The organism is Acidovorax sp. HMWF029 (genome assembly GCF_003060895.1).
Classification (GTDB): domain Bacteria; phylum Pseudomonadota; class Gammaproteobacteria; order Burkholderiales; family Burkholderiaceae_C; genus Acidovorax.
Window position 1 is genome coordinate 1 of record NZ_QAIH01000266.1, and the last position, 1,598, is coordinate 1,598.

The following is a 1,598-nucleotide window of genomic DNA, read 5'->3' on the forward strand; positions in this document are numbered from 1 at the left end:
GCCGATGGGGGCTCTGCCAGTGGCTGGGGCACCGGTGGGGCCACTGGCGCAGGGGCGGCGGGTGCTTGCACCTCAGCCCGGCGGTGGCTGAAAGCGGTGTCCCGCTCTTCGGGCGTGCCGCGCTCGAACTGCAGCATCAGCAAGCCAGTCAGCCCCACCACGGCCAATGTGGCCAGGGCTGAAATTTTCCAGCGGGCCTGGTTGGCGGCAGGGATTGCCACTGGGGCGGCTGATGCCGCAGCCGCAGCCTCAGCCGCAGCCGTGGCCACCATCTGCGCATGGGCGCGCACGGCCTCGCGCACCTGTGCGCCGGGGCGGGCACCTTCTTGCTCGCTGGCCTCGTGGTAACGCCGGACCAGCTCGTCGTCCTGCCGGTTCATACAAACTCCTTGAGGTGCTGGCGCAGGCTGGCCCGCGCGTAGCGCAGGCGGCTCTTGGCGGTTTCAAAATTCACGCCGGTGGCTTGGGCAATCTCCTGCACGCCCAGGTCGCCTTCGGCCTGCAGCAAAAAGGCCTCGCGCTGCTCCAGCGGCAATTGCTCTACCGCCGCAATCAGCGCGGCCGCCTGCTCGCGTGACTGCAATTGCCGCACGGGCCCGAAGCCCGAGTCGGCCACCAGCGTGTCGGCCAGCGTGCGCGCATCGTCGTCGCTGGCATCCAGGCTGGTGTGGTGTTTGGCGGTGCGCAAGTGGTCCACCAGGCGGTGGTGCGCCAGGGTGAACAGCCAGGTTCGGAACCTGGCTTTCACCTCATAACGGGCGGCATTGCGCGCCACTGCGAACCAAACGTCCTGCAGCAGGTCATCGGCCACCGCCTGCACCTTCACGCTGCGAAACACAAACCGCCACACGGCCAGCTCATGCCGCGCGTAGAGCCGGTCGAATGCGCCCAGGTCGCCCTTGGCGTAGCGCAGCATCAGCGCTTCGTCGGTGTCTGTGGCATCGGCAGAGGGTGGGGCGGTGGGCACCGGGGCATTATGCGAGGCCCTCATACACCCACGGCACCGGTCCAGGCCTACCTCGGGTCGGGAACGTACGAGAGGTTGTCGGACTGCGGGAACGCACGGGGCACTTGGGGCACGTAGGGCCGGGCGATGGGCTCGCGGATGACACCGGCGGCGATCAGGTTCTGGCGGCTGTCGTAGCGGATGCTGATGATTTCGTTGGGCTGCTCTTGCAGTCGCGTAAAGGTGGTGTGCGAGACGACCGAGGTCTCGCGCTGGCCGTGGGCCGTGCCCAGCTTGGCAGATGGCATGGGGGCGGCCTTGGCCACGGTGTCGGCGGACTGTGAGCGTGCGGAGGATTCGGCCTCGGCCGGTGCAGCGGCTGCGGGCGATGCCGGTTCCTCGCGCAGGCGCCCCAGGCCCTGTCCGATGTCGCGGCGCTGGCTGTAGGGCTCGGGGGTGACGGCAGGCGCGGGCAGAGGCACCGGCTGCAGCTCGCGGAACAGCGCGACGCCAATTACCCCCACATGGGCCGGGCGGCCCGTGCGCGCGGCATAGGAGTTGGCGATGTGGGAAAACTCGAACGCCGCCACCTGGCTGTCGCTCTTGCGCCAACCGGTGATCTGGTAGCGCTCGTGTGGGGAGAACACATAGC

Annotated in this window: 1 protein-coding gene and 2 pseudogenes; all 3 read right to left on the reverse strand. The window is 68.8% G+C overall.

All coding sequences use genetic code 11. From position 1 onward, the window contains the following. A pseudogene (locus DBR12_RS18885) lies at nucleotides 1–380 on the reverse strand (hypothetical protein); the annotation flags it as partial. Beyond that, complete coding sequence (locus DBR12_RS18890) at nucleotides 377–991, reverse strand: sigma-70 family RNA polymerase sigma factor (RefSeq protein WP_369861674.1); 615 nt, start codon at nucleotides 989–991, stop codon at nucleotides 377–379. The gene DBR12_RS18890 and the pseudogene DBR12_RS18885, both read right to left, overlap by 4 nt. 23 nt (nucleotides 992–1,014) lie before the next feature. Continuing rightward, nucleotides 1,015–1,598: pseudogene (locus DBR12_RS18895) on the reverse strand (hypothetical protein); the annotation flags it as partial.